The following is a 15078-nucleotide window of genomic DNA, read 5'->3' as shown; positions in this document are numbered from 1 at the left end:
CCTGCATCCTAGACACCGCGTCAAGCCCCGCGCCCGGCGGCGGCCGCACCCCCGCCGGCCGCCCGGCCCGGGCGCCCCGGCTACGACACCTCCTCGGCCTCCGCTCGCACCGCCCTCTCCGTCGCCAGCTCCGCCGGCAGCGGCGCCGCGTGCAGCACCGTCAGCCCCGACACCGCGCGGGTCAGACAGACGTACAGCCGGCGCAGCCCCGTACGCGCATCCGGCTCCGCGGCGACCACGGCGGCCGGCTCGTCCAGCACCACGTGGTCGTACTCCAGGCCCTTCGCCAGGGCCGCCGGCACCAGGGTCAGGCGGGATTCCGCGGTGGTCTCCTCCGCGGGCTCCAGCGGCGTCAGCCCTGCCGCGGTCAGGGCGGCGGCCAGTTCGGGCAGCCGCGGCCCGGCGGCGATCAGCCCGACCGAGCCCTCCCGCTCCAGCGCCGCCCGGCAGGCCGTCACCACCGCGCCGGTCAGCTCCCCGGGGGCGGCCGTACGGACCGCCAGCGAGCCCGGCGCCTCCCGGACGGAGCCCGCCGGGGACAGCCCCGGGGCGATGGCGGGCAGCAGCCGGGAGGCGTAGGCGATGACCTCGCGCGGCACCCGGAAGCCCTGCGTCAGCTCCTCGACCGCGGCGTCCGGCTTGCCCAGGTGGCCCAGCGCCTCCTCCCAGCTCGCCGTCGCCCAGGGCGTGGTGCCCTGTGCCAGGTCGCCCAGGACCGTCGCCGATCCGGTGGAGCAGCGGCGCCCCACCGCCCGGTACTGCATGGGGGAGAGGTCCTGCGCCTCGTCCAGCACCACATGCCCCAGCGAGGGCGTACGGGCGACCAGGTCGGCGGCCTCGTCCACCAGCACCGCGTCCGCCGCCGACCAGCGCGCGGAACGCACCCCGCGCGGCGGCCGCTCCCAGCGGACCGCCCGCTGCTCCTCGGCGGTGAGCAGCCCGTCGGCCTGCACGGCGAGGAAGTCCGCGTCGGAGAGCAGCCGGAGCACCAGCTTCGCCGGGTCGACGACCGGCCACACCTGCTTCACCAGCGCCTTCACCGCCGCGTTCCGCGCGACCGCGTCCTGCACCCGGTCGTCGGGTGCCTCGCCGGCCCGCTCCATGCGCACCAGCACCGCGTGCGCGATCCGCTGCGGCAGCGCCTCCCGCGCGGCGCCGTACCGCATGTCGCGGTCGAGCAGCTCGCGGACGATCTCCTCGATCTCGTACGCCGGAACCCGCCAGCGGCGTGAGCCGCGCACCACCACGCACGGCTCCTCCGGCATCCGCACCCCGGAGCGGACCGCCCGGCGCAGTACCCGGGCCATGCGGGCGTCGCCCTTGATCCGGGCCGCCTCCGGGGTGTCCGTGCCGCGTACCGGCACCCGGTCCGCGACCAGTTCGTGCAGGGTGGACTGCCGCACGTCCAGCTCGCCGAGGGCGGGCAGCACCTGCTCGATGTAGTGCAGGAAGGAGCGGTTGGGGCCGAGCACCAGGGTGCCGGTGCGGGCCAGCCGCTCGCGGTGGGTGTAGAGCAGGTACGCCACCCGGTGCAGGCCGACGGCCGTCTTCCCGGTGCCGGGCGCGCCCTGTACGCACACCGTGCCCTCGACGGCCGCCCGGACCAGGGCGTCCTGTTCGGGCTGGATGGTCGCCACGATGTCCCGCATCGGGCCGACGCGGGGCCGTTCGATCTCCCGGCGGAGCAGCGCGCCGGCCCGGTCCTCCGCGTCCGGGTCGGACAGCCGCTCGTCCTCGTACGCGGTCAGCTCGCCGCCGGTCCAGCCGAACCGGCGGCGCAGCGCGACATTCAGGGGGTCCTGGCGGGTGGCGCGGTAGAAGGGCCGGGAGACCGGGGCGCGCCAGTCCACCACCATCGGTTCGCCCTCGGTGTCGTGGACGTGGCGGCGGCCGATGTAGAAGCGGCGGCCGGCCTCGTGGCGGAGGTAGTCGAGGCGGCCGAAGAACAGCGGGGCGTGGTCGAGGTCCGCGAGGGCGGCGATGCGCCGCGCCAGGTTGCCGCGCAGCACCTCGGCGTTGACCCAGTTCGCGGTGACGTCGCCGATGTCCAGTGCCTCGGCGTCGGCCCGCATGGCGCGCAGCGCCGCGCGGGAGGCGGCGAGGTGGGCGCGTTCGCGCTCCAGCGGGCCCGTGCCGGCCGTGTCCGGCGGGTCGTGGGCGTCCTCCGCGGTGCCGGGCGGGGGCGGAGAGGCGGGCGGCGCGTCGGGGGTGTCGGGTGCGGGGGTGTGCGCGGGCACGGTGCGGCCTCCGGCGGGGTCGGGCGCCGTACGTGCGCGTCCCGGGACGCGGCGGCGCCGCTCGGAGGGCGGCCACGGGGGGCGTACGCGCGCACGGCGGCCGCACGCCGTGCGCGCCGGGCGCGGCGCGGGGCGTGCGGCGACGGGTGTGCGGGTCGCCGGCCGGTTTCCGAGCGGCCGGGGTCCCCCCGGAGCCGGGGGTGGCAGACGCGCGATGCTAACCGGGCGGCCGGGCGCGCGCCACCGGTTTTCCGGCAGCCCCCGCCCGCCCGTGGGAAGACGGCGCGACCTGCGCGTCTCGTCCCTGAGACCGATTCCGGAAGCCGGAGCCGGGACGGATGCTGGAGGCATGAGCACCGCACCGCGGCGGGACGCCACGGGGCCGGGACGGCGACCGGGCCACGGGGCCACGGCCCTCGCCCCGGACGGTCCCGGGCACGCGCACCGCCACCTCCTCCGGCACCCGTTCGGGGACGCGCTCCGGGCGGTCCGGGTCTTCGCCGGGACGGCCTTTGACGTCGTCGTGCTCGGGGAGTACGACGTGCCGACGCACCCGGCGCCGGGGCCCCGGCGGGCCTGAGGGGGAGACGGACTCCCCGGCGGGGCCCGCGGGGCCGGCCGGGGAGCGGTACGCGGGTGCCCGGTGGCCGTACGGGCGGCCGTCGCCCCGGGTGGCTCAGACGTCGTCGCCGGCCAGCAGCTCCGTCGCGTCGACGATGCGGTAGGCGTACCCCTGCTCGGCCAGGAAGCGCTGCCGGTGCGCGGCGAAGTCCTGGTCGACGGTGTCCCGGGCGACCACCGAGTAGAAGATCGCCGGGTGCCCGTCCGCCTTGGGCCGCAGCACCCGTCCGAGCCGCTGCGCCTCCTCCTGCCGGGAGCCGAAGGTGCCCGACACCTGGATGGCGACCGTCGCCTCCGGCAGGTCGATGGAGAAGTTGGCGACCTTGGAGACGACCAGCACGTTCAGTTCCCCCTGCCGGAACGCCTCGAAGAGCTTCTCCCGCCGGGCGTTGGTGGTGTCGCCCTTGATCACCGGCGCCCCGAGGTCCTCGCCCAGCTCGTCGAGCTGGTCGATGTACTGCCCGATCACCAGCGTCTGCTGACCCTCGTGCCGCCGCACCAGCGACTCGGTCACCCGCCGCTTGGAGTCGGTGGTGGCGCAGAAGCGGTACTTCTCCTCGGTCTCCGCGGTCGCGTACGCCAGCCGCTCCCCGTCGGTGAGGTCGACCCGCACCTCCACGCAGTCGGCCGGCGCGATGTACCCCTGCGCCTCGATCTCCTTCCACGGCGCGTCGAAGCGCTTCGGGCCGATCAGCGAGAACACGTCCGACTCCCGCCCGTCCTCCCGCACCAGCGTCGCCGTCAGGCCCAGCCGCCGCCGGGCCTGGAGGTCGGCGGTGAACTTGAACACCGGGGCGGGCAGCAGATGCACCTCGTCGTAGACGATCAGCCCCCAGTCCCGGGAGTCGAACAGCTCCAGGTGCGGGTAGACGCCCTTCCGCCTGGTCGTCAGCACCTGGTACGTGGCGATGGTGACCGGGCGGATCTCCTTCCTCGTGCCGCTGTACTCGCCGATCTCGTCCTCGGTGAGCGAGGTGCGGCGCACCAGCTCGTGCTTCCACTGCCGGGCGGAGACGGTGTTGGTCACCAGGATCAGCGTGGTCGCCTGGGCCCGGGCCATCGCCCCGGCGCCGACCAGGGTCTTGCCCGCGCCGCAGGGCAGCACCACCACGCCGGAGCCGCCGTGCCAGAAGCCCTCCACCGCCTGCCGCTGGTACGGGCGCAGCGCCCAGTCGTCCTCCGCCAGCTCCATCGGGTGCGCCTCGCCGTCGACGTATCCGGCGAGGTCCTCTGCGGGCCAGCCCAGCTTCAGCAGCATCTGCTTGATCTGTCCGCGCTCCGACGGGTGCACGATCACGGCGTCCTCGCCGATCCGCGCCCCCACCAGCGGCTGGACGCGCTTGGAGCGCAGCACCTCCTCCAGCACCGGCCGGTCGCTGGACTCCAGGACCAGGCCGTGTGCGGGGTGCTTGACGAGCCGGAGCCGGCCGTAGCGGGACATCGTCTCGGCGATGTCCACCAGCAGCGCGTGCGGCACCGGGTAGCGGGAGTACGTCACCAGGGCGTCCACGACCTGCTCGGCGTCGTGCCCGGCGGCCCGGGCGTTCCACAGGCCGAGTGGGGTGACGCGGTAGGTGTGGATGTGCTCGGGGGCCCGCTCCAGCTCGGCGAACGGGGCGATCGCGCTGCGGCAGGCGTCGGCCTGCTCGTGGTCGACCTCCAGCAGCAGCGTCTTGTCGCTCTGCACGATCAGGCAGGACACGCGTACCTCCACGGCGCGGTTCGGGGAGCGGCGGCGGGCCGGGCGCCGCACTCCATGGTGCACCCTCGGCGCCGGGGCCCCGCCTCGGCGCCGGGGAGCGGCTCGCCGCCGGGGCTCCTGCACCAGGGGCCGAGAACGGCGGCGGGGCCCGTCAGCCCGTGCCCGCGCGGCGGCGGCACGCGGGCGGGCCGGGCCGGCATGGGGTGGCGCCGGCATGCGGGGGCGGCCCGGGAGCCGGGGCCCGCAGCCCACGCGGACCGGTCGGCCGGACCGCGGGCCCTGGCACGCCGTCCCCGGCGGAACGCCCCGGCCCGGGTCTCCGCGTGTCAGGCGTGCGGCGGCCGGGCGGTTCCGTCCACGCCGGTGCCGCCGGCAGGCGGGGCCGGGCGCGACCGTCACGCCCCGCCGGAAGCACCGCCCTCCGGGCGGTAGTGCTCGCTGCCCAGGCTGATCAGCCGGAGCTGGCGGCGGGCGGCGCGGGCCGTGCCGGCCTCGTCGCGTCCCTCGCCCTCCGCGGCGACCAGCAGCGCGCTGGCCGTCATCACCATGTGGTCGACGTACAGCTCGGCCAGCATCCGCAGCTCCTCGGGGCTCCACTGCGCGCGGGCGGCGTCCCCGCCGAGCGCCCCGGCGACCTCGTCCGCGAACCGGTCCAGCTCGGCGGCGATGGCCTGCCGCACCGCCCGTACGCCCCCGTGCCGTTCACGGGCGAGGAAGCGGATGTGCGCGGGGTGCGCGCGGACGTGCCCGGCGATCAGTTCGACGGCCCGGTCTATCCGCGCGGTGGAGTCGTCCAGCTCGGTCAGGATGCGCCGCACGACGGTGTGCAGGCCGCCCAGCGCCTCCTCGACGAGTGCGACGCCGAGGTCGCTCATGTCCCGGAAGTGCCGGTAGAAGGCGGCCGGGGCGATACCGACGGCCCGGGTGACCTCGCGGACGCTGAGGCTGCTCAGGCTCTGCTCCTCCAGCCGCCGCAGTGCGGCCGCGAGCAGTGCGCGCCGGGTGCGTTCCTTCTGCTCCTGCCGGGTGCCGCGGCCGCCCTCGGCGGGGCGGCTTCCGGACAGGTCTCGCGTGTGGCTCACATCATTCAGTTAACACGTGTTCGCCGAACGTTCCAAGGGTATTCTGAAGTCAGTGAACACGTGTCACTACAACTGTTCACTGAAGTTCGGCCCGAGCGGAGGCCGGACCCCGGACCGCATCCGATCGCCGACCTCTCCGAAAGGCATCAGATGATCTTCCTCGTGGCAGCCTTCCTCCTGCTGGGGGTGCTGGTGGGCGCCGCCGCGCACACGCCGCCGCCGGTGTCCCTCGCCGCCGGCGCCGTCATCGGGGGATGGCTGGTGATCTTCGCCATCCGTGAACGCAGGCGTACCAGGGGAGGTGCCCGGTGAGCACCACCGTCTCCGCCCCCGGCACCGGCCGGGCCTCCGGCGGCACCGGCACCCCGGGCCCGGCCCGCGAGCCCGCCGCCGCCCGGCGGAACACCGACGGCATGGCCGTCGCCTCCTTCGTCCTCGGGCTGACCGGCCTGCTGGTCTTCAACATCGTCCTCGGGCCGCTGGCCGTCGTGCTCGCCGGTCTCGCGCTGCACCGCGGCACCCGCCGCCGCGGCCGGGCCCTGGCCGGTCTCGGCCTCGGCGTCGCCGACCTGGTGGTGCTGGCCACACTGGTCACCGCCAACGGCACGGTGAGCTGGAACCTCTCCGGCTGACCGCACGCGGGAGCCGGTGTTCTCGCCGGGCGCTCTCCACGGACGGACCGGCGGCGCTGTGCCGTGGCGCCGCGCCGCAGGCGCACCTCCTGCGCCGCGCCGCCGCCGCACCGCAGGCGCCACGCCGTTGCCGGGCCCGTGCTGCGCGGCCGTGCCGCCGCCCCGCCGCCGCGCCGGGCGCCGCCCCGGGGAGCCCCCTCACTCCTCGGCCAGCTCCGCGACGCCCGTGATGCGGTGCAGGGGGTAGGTGCGCACCTCGTCCGCGGTGTGGTCGTACGCCGTCACGAAGCCGCCCTCCACCCGCACCGGCGCGATCACCCGCTGGCTGGCCGCACCGTCCGCGTTGACATAGCCGATCCACAGCGCCGCCCCCGTGAGCACCGCGGACTGCATGGTCGCGATGGTGTCCGCGGAGGTGGTGCGCGGCGGCGCGCCCTCCGGGGCGCGGGCGCCCGCCGTGCGGACCGCCGGCTTGTGCGCCGCGGTCGCCGCGTGATCGCCGGCCCGTACGGCCCGTACGGCCGCCGCCAGCAGGGTCGCGTCCGGCACGGGTGGGCCGTCCGGAACCGGCTCCGGCGGCGTACGCGGCGGGGTGCGCCGGGCCTCCGGGCGGGCCACCACCACGTCACCCTCCGCGGACTCGGCGGCCGGCGCGTACCCCATCTCCCGCAGCCGCGCGAGCAGCTCCTCCGGCGGCGCCGGCGAGGCCAGCACCGTCGGTGCCAGCAGCCGCAGCCGCAGCGGCGCCGACCGCCGGTCCGCCGTGATCTCCGCCAGCAGCGCGCCGTCCTCGCACCGGACGTAGGACGAGACGGCGCCCACCCGCAGCCGGCCGTGCCGCCGCGCCACGTCGTCCACCAGATAGCCGAGCGGCTGCGGCACGGGCGTCCGCGAGTGCGCGGCGAGGAAGGCGTGGATCTCGGCCGCCGTACGGCCCGCGTCCAGCGCCCGGCGCACCGAGGCGGGAGTGAAGCGGTAGACCGTGGCGCCGCCCTTCGACTCCACCTCGGCGAGCACGTCCAGGGCCGCGCCCAGCTCCCGTTCCAGCGGCCCCGGCGCGACCGCGGTGAGGTCCGCCTGCAGCAGCACGTGGTCCAGCGGCTCGGGCAGCAGCGGCGCCAGGCCGCGCGCGGCCTCCTCCACGGCCGCCGTCTCCTCGGCGCGCGGCAACGTCCGGCCCCACACCGGGGCCGTGCCGCCGTCCGCCGGGGCCTCACTGCCCGCCGGGGCCGCGCCGTCCGGCGGCGGGCCGGGCGGTCCGTCCGCCCCGGGGCCGCCGGGCGCCGCACCGGGCACCAGAACCCGGGCGAAGCCGGCCAGGGCGCCCCGGCCGGTGAGCCCGAGCAGCTCCGCCTCCTCCAGCGCCCAGCGCGCCAGCCGCGACCGCAGCGCCTCGCCCTCCCCGGAAACCGCGTCCCGCCGCCCGCCGGGACCCGCCCGGCCCGCGGGGCCGCGTGCCCCGGCCGCGGGTCCGTCCCCGGCCCCGGAGCCGTCCGGGCCCGCACCGGCCCGGGCGCCGGACGTGCCCGCACCGGCCCGGGCGCCGGACGTGCCCGGTGCCGCCCCGCGCAGCGGCCGCTCCCACTCCAGGCGCGCAGACACCGTCTCCGCCTCCGGCGCGGCACCCGGCTCCAGCCCGGCGAGCAGTGCCAGCACCCGGTGCCGTACGTCCGGGGCGAGCCCCCGGTCCAGGCCCGGCCCGAGCGCGGCCAGGCCGCGGCCCTTCGCGTCCCGCTCGCCGACCAGCCCCGGCACCCGGGTCGCCGAGAGCCAGGCGGCCACCAGCGTCGCCCAGCGCTCCTCGGGCGCGGCGTCCCGCCACCCGTCGTAGGCGGGCGTGGGGGCGTAGCTCTCGGCCGTCTCGCCGTCCGAGGCGAGCAGCCCGGCCGCGAAGGCCAGCTCGATCCAGAACGCCGCGACCGGCTCCGGCAGGTCCAGCGCGACCGCCGTCCGCTTGAGGTCCCGTACGCCCAGGCCGCCCGCGCGCAGCACCGACGGCGGGTCCGCCTCCCACCCGCCGAGCAGCTCCTCGACGGTCGCCAGCGCCGCGAACGCCTGCCCCGCCGCCGTACCGTCCACCAGCTTCGCCGCATGTACCCGGGCCGCCCGGACCTGCGGCGGCAGCGGCTCGGGGGTGCGGTGCGCGCGGCCCCTGCGCAGCCGCAGCGCCACCTCCCGGGGCAGCACCACGGTGCGCTCGCCGGAGGGCACCAGCAGGCCGCGCTCCAGCAGCCAGGCGATCGGCGGCGCGGGCGCGTGGCGGTCCACGGTGCCGTACGGCGGGCCCCATTCCAGCCGGGCCAGCACCGCCCGGCTCTCCTCGGGCGCCGCGGCCAGCACCTCCGCCATCCGCGCGGGGTCGGTGAAGAGCGCCCGCAGCGACTCCAGGGCGCTCACGGGATCGTGGGTGGGCGGCAGGCCGTTGGCCGCCAGCAGCTCCTGCCAGGCGCCGGGCGAGATCCCGGACGTGGCCTCGGCGAGCGTCGGCCCCAGACCGGTCGGGGACGGCCGGGCCGCGCTCGGCGCGAGCAGCGCCTGCGCCGTGCGGACCAGCCGGAGCCGGTCGTCCCCGCCCCACAGCAGCGCCCGGGCGCGGAGCACGCGCAGCGCGACCGGGAGCCGCGCGTCCACCGCGGCGGCGTCCTCCGGAGCGGGGGCGTCCCCGGTCAGCAGCGCGCGCAGCACCTCCCGCGAGCACGGCTCGGGCGCCACCGCCAGCGCCTCCGCGGTCTGCAACGCGAACCGGTCCAGCCGCTCCACGGCCCGCACCACGGAGGCCCGGGTGCCCGCGCGGGTGGCGAGCTGGGTCAGGTCGCCCGGCACCGGGGAGAGCAGGTCGGGCCGGGCACGGAGCAGCGCGGCGAGCTCCGCGTCGTCGCGTGCGCGGAGCTCGTCGGCGAGCGTACGGGGCGGGGTTCCGGCCGCGGGCTGCTCAGGGCTCATCCGTCCCACGTTAGCGCCGTGCCCGCCGGGCCCGGCCCGGCGCACACGGCGGCCCCGGCCCCGCGGGGCCGGGGCCGCGCTCCCCCGCCGTACGCCGCACACGAGCGTGCGCGGCGCCCCAGGGCGCCGTCGGGCGGCGCCCTGGGGCGGGCCGGGGTCGGAGGTGCCGGGGCGGGCCGGGCCCGGAGGTGCCGGGGGTCGGCGGCCGGCGGTCCCGTCCGCGGAGCCCGCGGGCGGGTGGCCGGCCGCCGCGCCGTGCGGGCTCAGGCCGGGCGGTGCACCGCCCGCACCTCGCCGATGCCGCTGCTGTAGGCGGCGCAGTGGGCGATGGACTGGCTGCCCTCGCCCGGCTCCAGGCGGACCCAGGCACCCTCGACGTCCGGCGCCCAGCCGCACACCAGCTCCACCCGGAACTCGACCGGACCGCCGGTGTGGTTGCTGCAGCTCGCGAAGCCGGTCAGCGGGTCGACCGCGTGCACGCCCGTGGAGCAGGCGACGCCCTGGGCGCGTGCCGGGGAGGCGGCTCCGGTCTCCGCCGCCGACGCCGGCCCGGCGCCCAGCGTGAACGCGGCGGAGGCGACGGCCGCGACGGTCGCCAGCAGACTCTTGCGCATGATGAGGACTCCCGTGAGTCGGGTGTACGTTCCGCCCGTACACGCCGCGGCAGCGGTCGCCGTATGACGCGACGTCATGTGACGCCGGTCACAGAGGAATGGGGCCCACGGAGGCGGCACGCGGGGCACGCCACCGTGGCCTCCGGGAACGCCGCCTCGCTGCGGCTGCTCGGCGGCTCGACTACCGCCGTACGCGACCGGGTCGAGGACGACGGCACGGTCACCCGGGTGCTGACCCGCACGCGGACGGAATCCTGCGCCGACGGGGGCCGTGATGCGGGCCCAGGGGAGGCCTGACGGCGCGCGGGCGCGTACACCGCCCGGTCGCACGCGCCTCGCGCGCGGAAGGCCCGGTGCGCGGTACCGTCAGGGTGGACGAGGCGTCACGAGTAGTACGGCGTTGGGGAATCGGTGGGGATCGAGAGCGACCAGCTCGTATACGACTATCTGAGCCGGGTCGGCGATCTGGCGCACGGCACGTCGATGACCGCTGCCGAACGCGCCCGGCTGGTCACCGGGTTGCGCGGCGAGATCGACCGCATGCGCGCCGCCGAGGGCGGGGCGCAGAGCAAGGCTGCCGTACGCAAGATCCTCACCCGCATCGGCGACCCCGCGGAACTGGTGGCCGCCGCGGCCGGCGGCACCGGCGTACCGGAGCCGCGCGCGGCGGGCGAGGACGGCGCGGCGGCCGGAGGCGGCGAACCCGCGCGCGAGCGGCGCTCCTTCGGTGGTGCGGCACCTGCCGCCGGCGGGACGGCGTCCCGGGAGGGGGCGGCGCGCCCCCGGCCGCGGGTGCCGCGGCTGCCGCAGATGCGCAAGGCCGAGCGCGCCCCGGCGCCGGAGGCGCCGCGCCCGCCCGCCGGGGCCTCCCCGCCGCATTTGGCGGGCATCGACGAACTCGGGCCTGACGAGAGCGACCCGGACTGGTGGCGGGTCGACCCGACGCCGTACGGGGACGGCGGGGGCCGCATGGCGGGCCGCCGGCCCGGCAGCGACCTCGTACCGGGCTTCGTGGGCGGCATCGAGATCCCGGAGGTACTCAAGCCGCCGCCGGGGGACGGCGAGGACGCCGCGGCGGGTGCGGCTGCGCGTACGGGTGCCGCCGCCGGCGCCGTTGCGGGCGGCACCGCGGTGCCGGTGGAGAAGGCGGACGAGGGGACAGCGGCCGGCAAGGCCGGGCGGCGGCCGTCGCTGGGCAAGCTGCTGCGGCGGAGGGCAGGCGGGGGCGCCGGTCCGGCAGCCGGCGGCATCGTCGAACTGGCCTCCGCCGCACTGCTCGTGACCGGCGCGGTCATGGGCTCCCTGATTCCCCTCGGCCTGGGATGGCTCGGCTCCTGGTGGTCGCCGCGGCTGTCCCGGAACGAGGCGAAGTGGGCCACCCTCGGCATGCCCGGCCTCACGGCGGCCGGGGGAGGGGTATGGCTCTGGGGTCGCGGTGAGGGCCGCTGGGACCCACCCCTCGCCGAGGGGGAGCAGGCCCTGCGGGCCGCGCTCGAGGAGGCGTGGCCGGTGGCCCTGCGCGTGGCCGCGGTCGCCAGCGCGCTCTTCCTGCTCTGGCGCGCCCGCCGCCGCACGGGGTGACGCGGTCCCGCTGCGGCTGGCGGTCGGTGCGGGTGGGGGGTGCCTGGGCGGCCGGTGCGGGTGGCGGCCGGTGCCTGGGCGGCTGGGGCCTGGGCGGTTGGTGCCTGGGCGGTTGGGGTGGTGGCGGGTGCGTTGCCGGCCACGGCCCGCCGGGCGGCGGCGAGGCTGCGCCCCTCCGGCGGATGCCGTCGCACCGCTGCACCGCTGCACCGCGACGACGCCCGCCGGCCGACGGTGAGGCTTGGGTCCCGCCACCCGGGACGCCGTCGCACCGCCTCCGGGTCCCGTCCCGAGCGAGCCCGTCCCTCAGGACGCGCGCTGTCGCTGCCGCGGGTCGTCGAGCCCCGTCCGCTGCCCCGGTTCCTGCTTCCGGCCGTCCACGGGCGCCTGCCCGGGCACCGTTCCCCGCCCCTGCCCCGGGACGGTGCCCGCCCCCCAGGGTGCGCCGGGGACGACGAGGGGGCTGCCGGTCACCGGGTCCGGCACCACCACCGACTCCAGCCCGAACACCTCCCGTACCAGCTCGGCGGTCACCACGTCCCCGGGGCGCCCCTGGGCGGCGATGCGGCCGTCCTTCATGGCCACCAGGTGGTCGGCGTAGCGTGCCGCCTGGTTCAGGTCGTGCAGCACCATCACCACCGTGCGTCCCCGTTCCCGGTTGAGCTGCCGCACCAGGTCCAGCACCTCCACCTGGTGCGCGATGTCCAGGTAGGTCGTCGGCTCGTCCAGCAGCAGCAGGTCCGTCTCCTGGGCGAGGGCCATCGCGATCCACACCCGTTGCCGCTGACCGCCGGACAGCTCGTCGACGGGCCGTTCCGCCAGCCCGGTGACGTCGGTGCGGTCCATGGCGTCCACGACCGCGGCCTCGTCGGCCTCCGACCACTGCTGCCACCAGCGCTGGTGCGGCTGCCGGCCGCGGGAGACGAGGTCGGCGACGGTGATGGCCTCCGGGGCCTGCGGGGACTGCGGCAGCAGCCCGACCGCGCGGGCGATCCGGCGGGTGGGGAGCCGGGACAGCTCCTCGCCGTCCAGCAGCACCGCCCCGCTCCGCGGCTTCAGCAGCCGCCCGAGCGCCCGCAGCGTGGTCGACTTGCCGCAGGCGTTCGGGCCCACGACGACGGTGACCTCCCCGTCCGGCACCGCGAGGTCCAGGCCCTCGACGACCGTGCGGTCCTCGTAGGCCAGCGTCAGGTCGCGGGCCGCCAGGCGGGTGCCGTCGGCGTCCCGGTTCGGAGAGGGCGTGTCCCGGTGTGGTGCGGTCGGGGGCGGCGTGTCCCGGTGCGGCGTGCCTGTCATGCCTGGGCTCCCGTACGGCTGCTGCGGCTGCGGACGATGAGGTGGATGAGGTACGGCGCGCCGACCGCGGCCGTCAGCACCCCGACCGGCAGCTCGATCGGGGAGAACAGCCGCCGCGCCAGCAGGTCCCCGAGGACCACGATGAAGGCCCCGGTGAGTGCCGAGGACAGCAGCGGGATCTGCGCCGTCCGGGTCAGCCGCCGGGCGACCTGCGGGGCCAGCAGCGCCACGAAGTCGACGGGCCCGGCGGCGCCGGTGGCGACGGCCGCCAGCGCGACGCCGGTGAAGGCGAGCAGCAGCCGGCTGCGGCCGAGCCGCACCCCGAGGGCGGTCGCGGTGTCGTCGTCGAGAGTGACGTTGCGCTGTGCGTACGCCGACCAGAGCACCAGCGGGAGCAGCCCGAGCAGCGCCCAGCCGAGGGGCGCGGCCTGGTCCCAGCCGCGGCCGTTCAGCGAACCGGTCATCCAGACGGTGGCCTGCTGGGCCACCAGATGGTCGCCCTTGGTCAGGAACAGGTGGGTGACCGAGCGCAGCGCGACGGCGCAGCCCACCCCGATCAGCACGAAGCGGGTGGCGTGGAGGCCGCCGCGCCAGGCGAAGACGTAGACCAGCGCGGCGGCCAGCATCCCGCCGGCGACGGAGACGTACGGAAGCCGGGAGAAGGAGGTGAGCCCGAAGGTCATCGCGGCGACGGTCAGCGCGGCGGCGCCGTGGTTCACGCCGATGATGTCCGGACTGGCCAGCGGGTTGCGGGCGAGGGTCTGGATCAGCGCCCCGGAGACCCCGAGCGCGGCGCCCACCAGCAGCCCGACGACCAGCCGGGGCAGCCGCAGCACGCCCACCACCAGCCATGCGTCCGACGGCTGTCCCAGCAGCACCTTGACCACCTCCACCGGGGAGACGGCCGACTCGCCCAGGCAGAGGCTCGCCACCACAGCCGCCCAGAGCAGCGCCGCGAGGACGCCCGCGACGGCCGCGGACCGCCGGTGCAGGAGGAAGGAGGCGCGGCGGCGGCGCAGCGGCGTGTACCCGGTGGGCGCGGTGCGCGGCCGTCCGTCGCCGGCCCGGGTGCCGGTGGTGAGCGTCACGCCGCCACCGCCTTCCGGCGCACCAGCGCGATCAGGAACGGCACGCCGATCAGGGCGGTCGTCACCCCGGCCGGCACCTCGCCGGGCGGGAAGACCAGCCGGCCCACGATGTCGGAGACCAGCAGCAGCACCGGGCCCAGCAGCGCGCTCATCGGCAGCAGCCAGCGGTGGTCGCTGCCGACCAGCGCCCGGGCCAGGTGCGGCACCGCCAGCCCGACGAACGCGAGGGGCCCGGCCGCGGCCACGCCCGCGCCGGTCAGCACGGTGGCGCCGAGCCCGCCGACGATCCGTACGGCCGCGATGTTCTGGCCCAGGCCCTTGGCCAGGTCGTCGCCGAGGGCCAGCGCGTCCAGGCCGCGGGCCACGTACGCCACCAGCGCCAGGCCCGCCAGCAGGAACGGCCAGACCTGCTCGGCCACGTCCATGTACCGTCCGGAGAGCGAGCCGACCTGCCAGAAGCGGTACTCGTCGAGGGTCGCGGACCGGGTGGTGAGGACGGCGGCGACGACCGAGGCCAGCAGCGCGTTGAGGGCGGCGCCGGCCAGTGCGAGCTTCACCGGCGTCGCACCGCCCCGGCCGCGCGCGGCGATCGCGTACACCGCGACGGAGGCCGTCCCGGCGCCCGCGAAGGCGAACCACACGTAGCCGCTGAGGGTGTGCACGCCCGCGAACGCGATCGCCAGCACCACGCCCAGCGCCGCGCCCTGGCCGATGCCCAGCAGCCCGGGTTCGGCGATCGGGTTCCGGGTGAGGCCCTGCATCACCGCCCCGGCCAGGGCCAGCGCGGCCCCCACCATGAGGCCGATCAGGGTGCGCGGGACGCGGAGGGTGCGGATGACCTCGGCGTCGTTGCCCGGGCCGCCGTGCAGCAGCGCGTCCCAGGCGGTGCCCGGCGCGATCGGCCGGCTGCCGAGCGCCAGACTCAGCAGCGCCGCCAGCGCCAGCGCCGCCAGCGCGGCGCAGACCCAGGCCAGCCGGCGGGCGACCGGGCTCCGGCGCGGGCCGCCGCCCCGGGCTGCCGCACCGTCCGTACGGCGCACCCCGCCCGGGCCGAGGACGCTTCCGGCCCGCAGCGCCCCGCCGGTGCCGGTGTCGCCGCTGCCGGGTGCCGTGTCGCGTTCTCCGGCCGCCGGGGCGTCGGCGGGTGCGGGGCCGCGCGGCGGAGGGGACGGCGGCGGAGGCGGGGCGGCTGACATGGCGTCGGACATCCTCGCGGCGGCTCGGTGCGTACCACCTCGGTGCGTACCACACGGTGATCAGGGACGATGCAGGTAAGGCGGGC

The 15078-nt window shown here is 77.6% G+C and carries 13 protein-coding genes; 5 read left to right on the top strand and 8 right to left on the bottom strand.

Annotated elements, in window-relative coordinates; all coding sequences use genetic code 11:
• Positions 1-80: 80 nt before the first annotated feature.
• Positions 81-2123, bottom strand: coding sequence for an AAA family ATPase (locus HOY81_RS08330; protein WP_237319652.1), 2043 nt, complete (start codon positions 2121-2123; stop codon positions 81-83).
• 463 nt (positions 2124-2586) lie between these two features.
• On the opposite strand from HOY81_RS08330, the gene HOY81_RS08325 reads away from it, so the two are divergent.
• Positions 2587-2817 (top strand): hypothetical protein, encoded by a 231-nt coding sequence (locus HOY81_RS08325; RefSeq protein ID WP_237319591.1) that lies wholly within the window; start codon positions 2587-2589, stop codon positions 2815-2817.
• Between the two features lie 96 nt (positions 2818-2913).
• Here HOY81_RS08325 and HOY81_RS08320 read toward each other — a convergent pair whose 3' ends face one another.
• On the bottom strand, positions 2914-4560 hold the full coding sequence (locus HOY81_RS08320) for a DNA repair helicase XPB (RefSeq protein ID WP_237319590.1): 1647 nt from the start codon (positions 4558-4560) through the stop codon (positions 2914-2916).
• A 395-nt stretch (positions 4561-4955) separates the two neighbouring features.
• On the bottom strand, positions 4956-5642 hold the full coding sequence (locus HOY81_RS08315) for a TetR family transcriptional regulator (protein ID WP_237319589.1): 687 nt from the start codon (positions 5640-5642) through the stop codon (positions 4956-4958).
• A gap of 162 nt (positions 5643-5804) precedes the next feature.
• Here HOY81_RS08315 and HOY81_RS08310 point away from each other — a divergent pair, with 162 nt between their 5' ends.
• Together HOY81_RS08310 and HOY81_RS08305 are read left to right on the top strand one after the other, a co-directional pair.
• The gene (locus HOY81_RS08310; protein ID WP_237319660.1) at positions 5805-5954 is read left to right on the top strand and encodes a hypothetical protein; all 150 of its coding nucleotides are present in this window, start codon (positions 5805-5807) and stop codon (positions 5952-5954) included.
• On the top strand, positions 5951-6274 hold the full coding sequence (locus HOY81_RS08305) for a DUF4190 domain-containing protein (protein WP_237319588.1): 324 nt from the start codon (positions 5951-5953) through the stop codon (positions 6272-6274). Before HOY81_RS08310 ends, HOY81_RS08305 begins: the two co-directional genes overlap by 4 nt.
• A gap of 198 nt (positions 6275-6472) precedes the next feature.
• On the opposite strand, the gene HOY81_RS08300 is transcribed toward HOY81_RS08305, so the two are convergent.
• Together HOY81_RS08300 and HOY81_RS08295 are read right to left on the bottom strand one after the other, a co-directional pair.
• Positions 6473-9217 carry a helicase-associated domain-containing protein gene (locus HOY81_RS08300; RefSeq protein WP_237319587.1) on the bottom strand — a complete coding sequence of 915 codons (2745 nt, stop codon included), beginning with the start codon at positions 9215-9217 and terminating at the stop codon, positions 6473-6475.
• A 263-nt stretch (positions 9218-9480) separates the two neighbouring features.
• Positions 9481-9831 carry a hypothetical protein gene (locus HOY81_RS08295; RefSeq protein WP_237319586.1) on the bottom strand — a complete coding sequence of 117 codons (351 nt, stop codon included), beginning with the start codon at positions 9829-9831 and terminating at the stop codon, positions 9481-9483.
• A gap of 135 nt (positions 9832-9966) precedes the next feature.
• Between HOY81_RS08295 and HOY81_RS08290 the strand changes: the two genes are divergently transcribed.
• Both HOY81_RS08290 and HOY81_RS08285 read left to right on the top strand, forming a co-directional pair.
• Positions 9967-10128, top strand: a complete 162-nt coding sequence (locus HOY81_RS08290; protein WP_237319585.1) for a hypothetical protein — start codon at positions 9967-9969, stop codon at positions 10126-10128.
• A gap of 114 nt (positions 10129-10242) precedes the next feature.
• The gene (locus HOY81_RS08285) at positions 10243-11412 is read left to right on the top strand and encodes a hypothetical protein (protein WP_237319584.1); all 1170 of its coding nucleotides are present in this window, start codon (positions 10243-10245) and stop codon (positions 11410-11412) included.
• Between the two features lie 306 nt (positions 11413-11718).
• Here HOY81_RS08285 and HOY81_RS08280 read toward each other — a convergent pair whose 3' ends face one another.
• The 3 genes from HOY81_RS08280 to HOY81_RS08270 are packed head-to-tail and all read right to left on the bottom strand — an operon-like array spanning position 11719 to position 14992.
• Complete coding sequence (locus HOY81_RS08280) at positions 11719-12708, bottom strand: ABC transporter ATP-binding protein (protein ID WP_237319583.1); 990 nt, start codon at positions 12706-12708, stop codon at positions 11719-11721.
• Positions 12705-13796: an iron chelate uptake ABC transporter family permease subunit gene (locus HOY81_RS08275; RefSeq protein ID WP_237319582.1), complete on the bottom strand. Its 1092-nt coding sequence runs from the start codon at positions 13794-13796 to the stop codon at positions 12705-12707. The genes HOY81_RS08280 and HOY81_RS08275 overlap by 4 nt, the downstream gene beginning before the upstream one ends.
• Positions 13793-14992, bottom strand: coding sequence for an iron ABC transporter permease (locus HOY81_RS08270; protein WP_237319581.1), 1200 nt, complete (start codon positions 14990-14992; stop codon positions 13793-13795). The genes HOY81_RS08275 and HOY81_RS08270 overlap by 4 nt, the downstream gene beginning before the upstream one ends.
• Between the last annotated feature and the right edge of the window lie 86 nt (positions 14993-15078).

The sequence above is a fragment of the Streptomyces sp. JJ36 genome (genome assembly GCF_021696945.1).
Taxonomy (GTDB): Bacteria; Actinomycetota; Actinomycetes; order Streptomycetales; family Streptomycetaceae; genus Streptomyces.
The sequence above is the reverse complement of the archived record's forward strand: the minus strand, read 5'-3'. Positions and strand labels throughout refer to the sequence as shown.

Bases quoted from the DNA above. Each gene is read 5' to 3' on its own strand.
- HOY81_RS08325 (WP_237319591.1), top strand. From the start codon at position 2,587: ATGAGCACCGCACCGCGGCGGGACGCCACGGGGCCGGGACGGCGACCG.
- HOY81_RS08300 (WP_237319587.1), bottom strand. From the start codon at position 9,217: ATGAGCCCTGAGCAGCCCGCGGCCGGAACCCCGCCCCGTACGCTCGCC.
- HOY81_RS08295 (WP_237319586.1), bottom strand. From the start codon at position 9,831: ATGCGCAAGAGTCTGCTGGCGACCGTCGCGGCCGTCGCCTCCGCCGCG.
- HOY81_RS08280 (WP_237319583.1), bottom strand. From the start codon at position 12,708: ATGACAGGCACGCCGCACCGGGACACGCCGCCCCCGACCGCACCACAC.
- HOY81_RS08270 (WP_237319581.1), bottom strand. From the start codon at position 14,992: ATGTCAGCCGCCCCGCCTCCGCCGCCGTCCCCTCCGCCGCGCGGCCCC.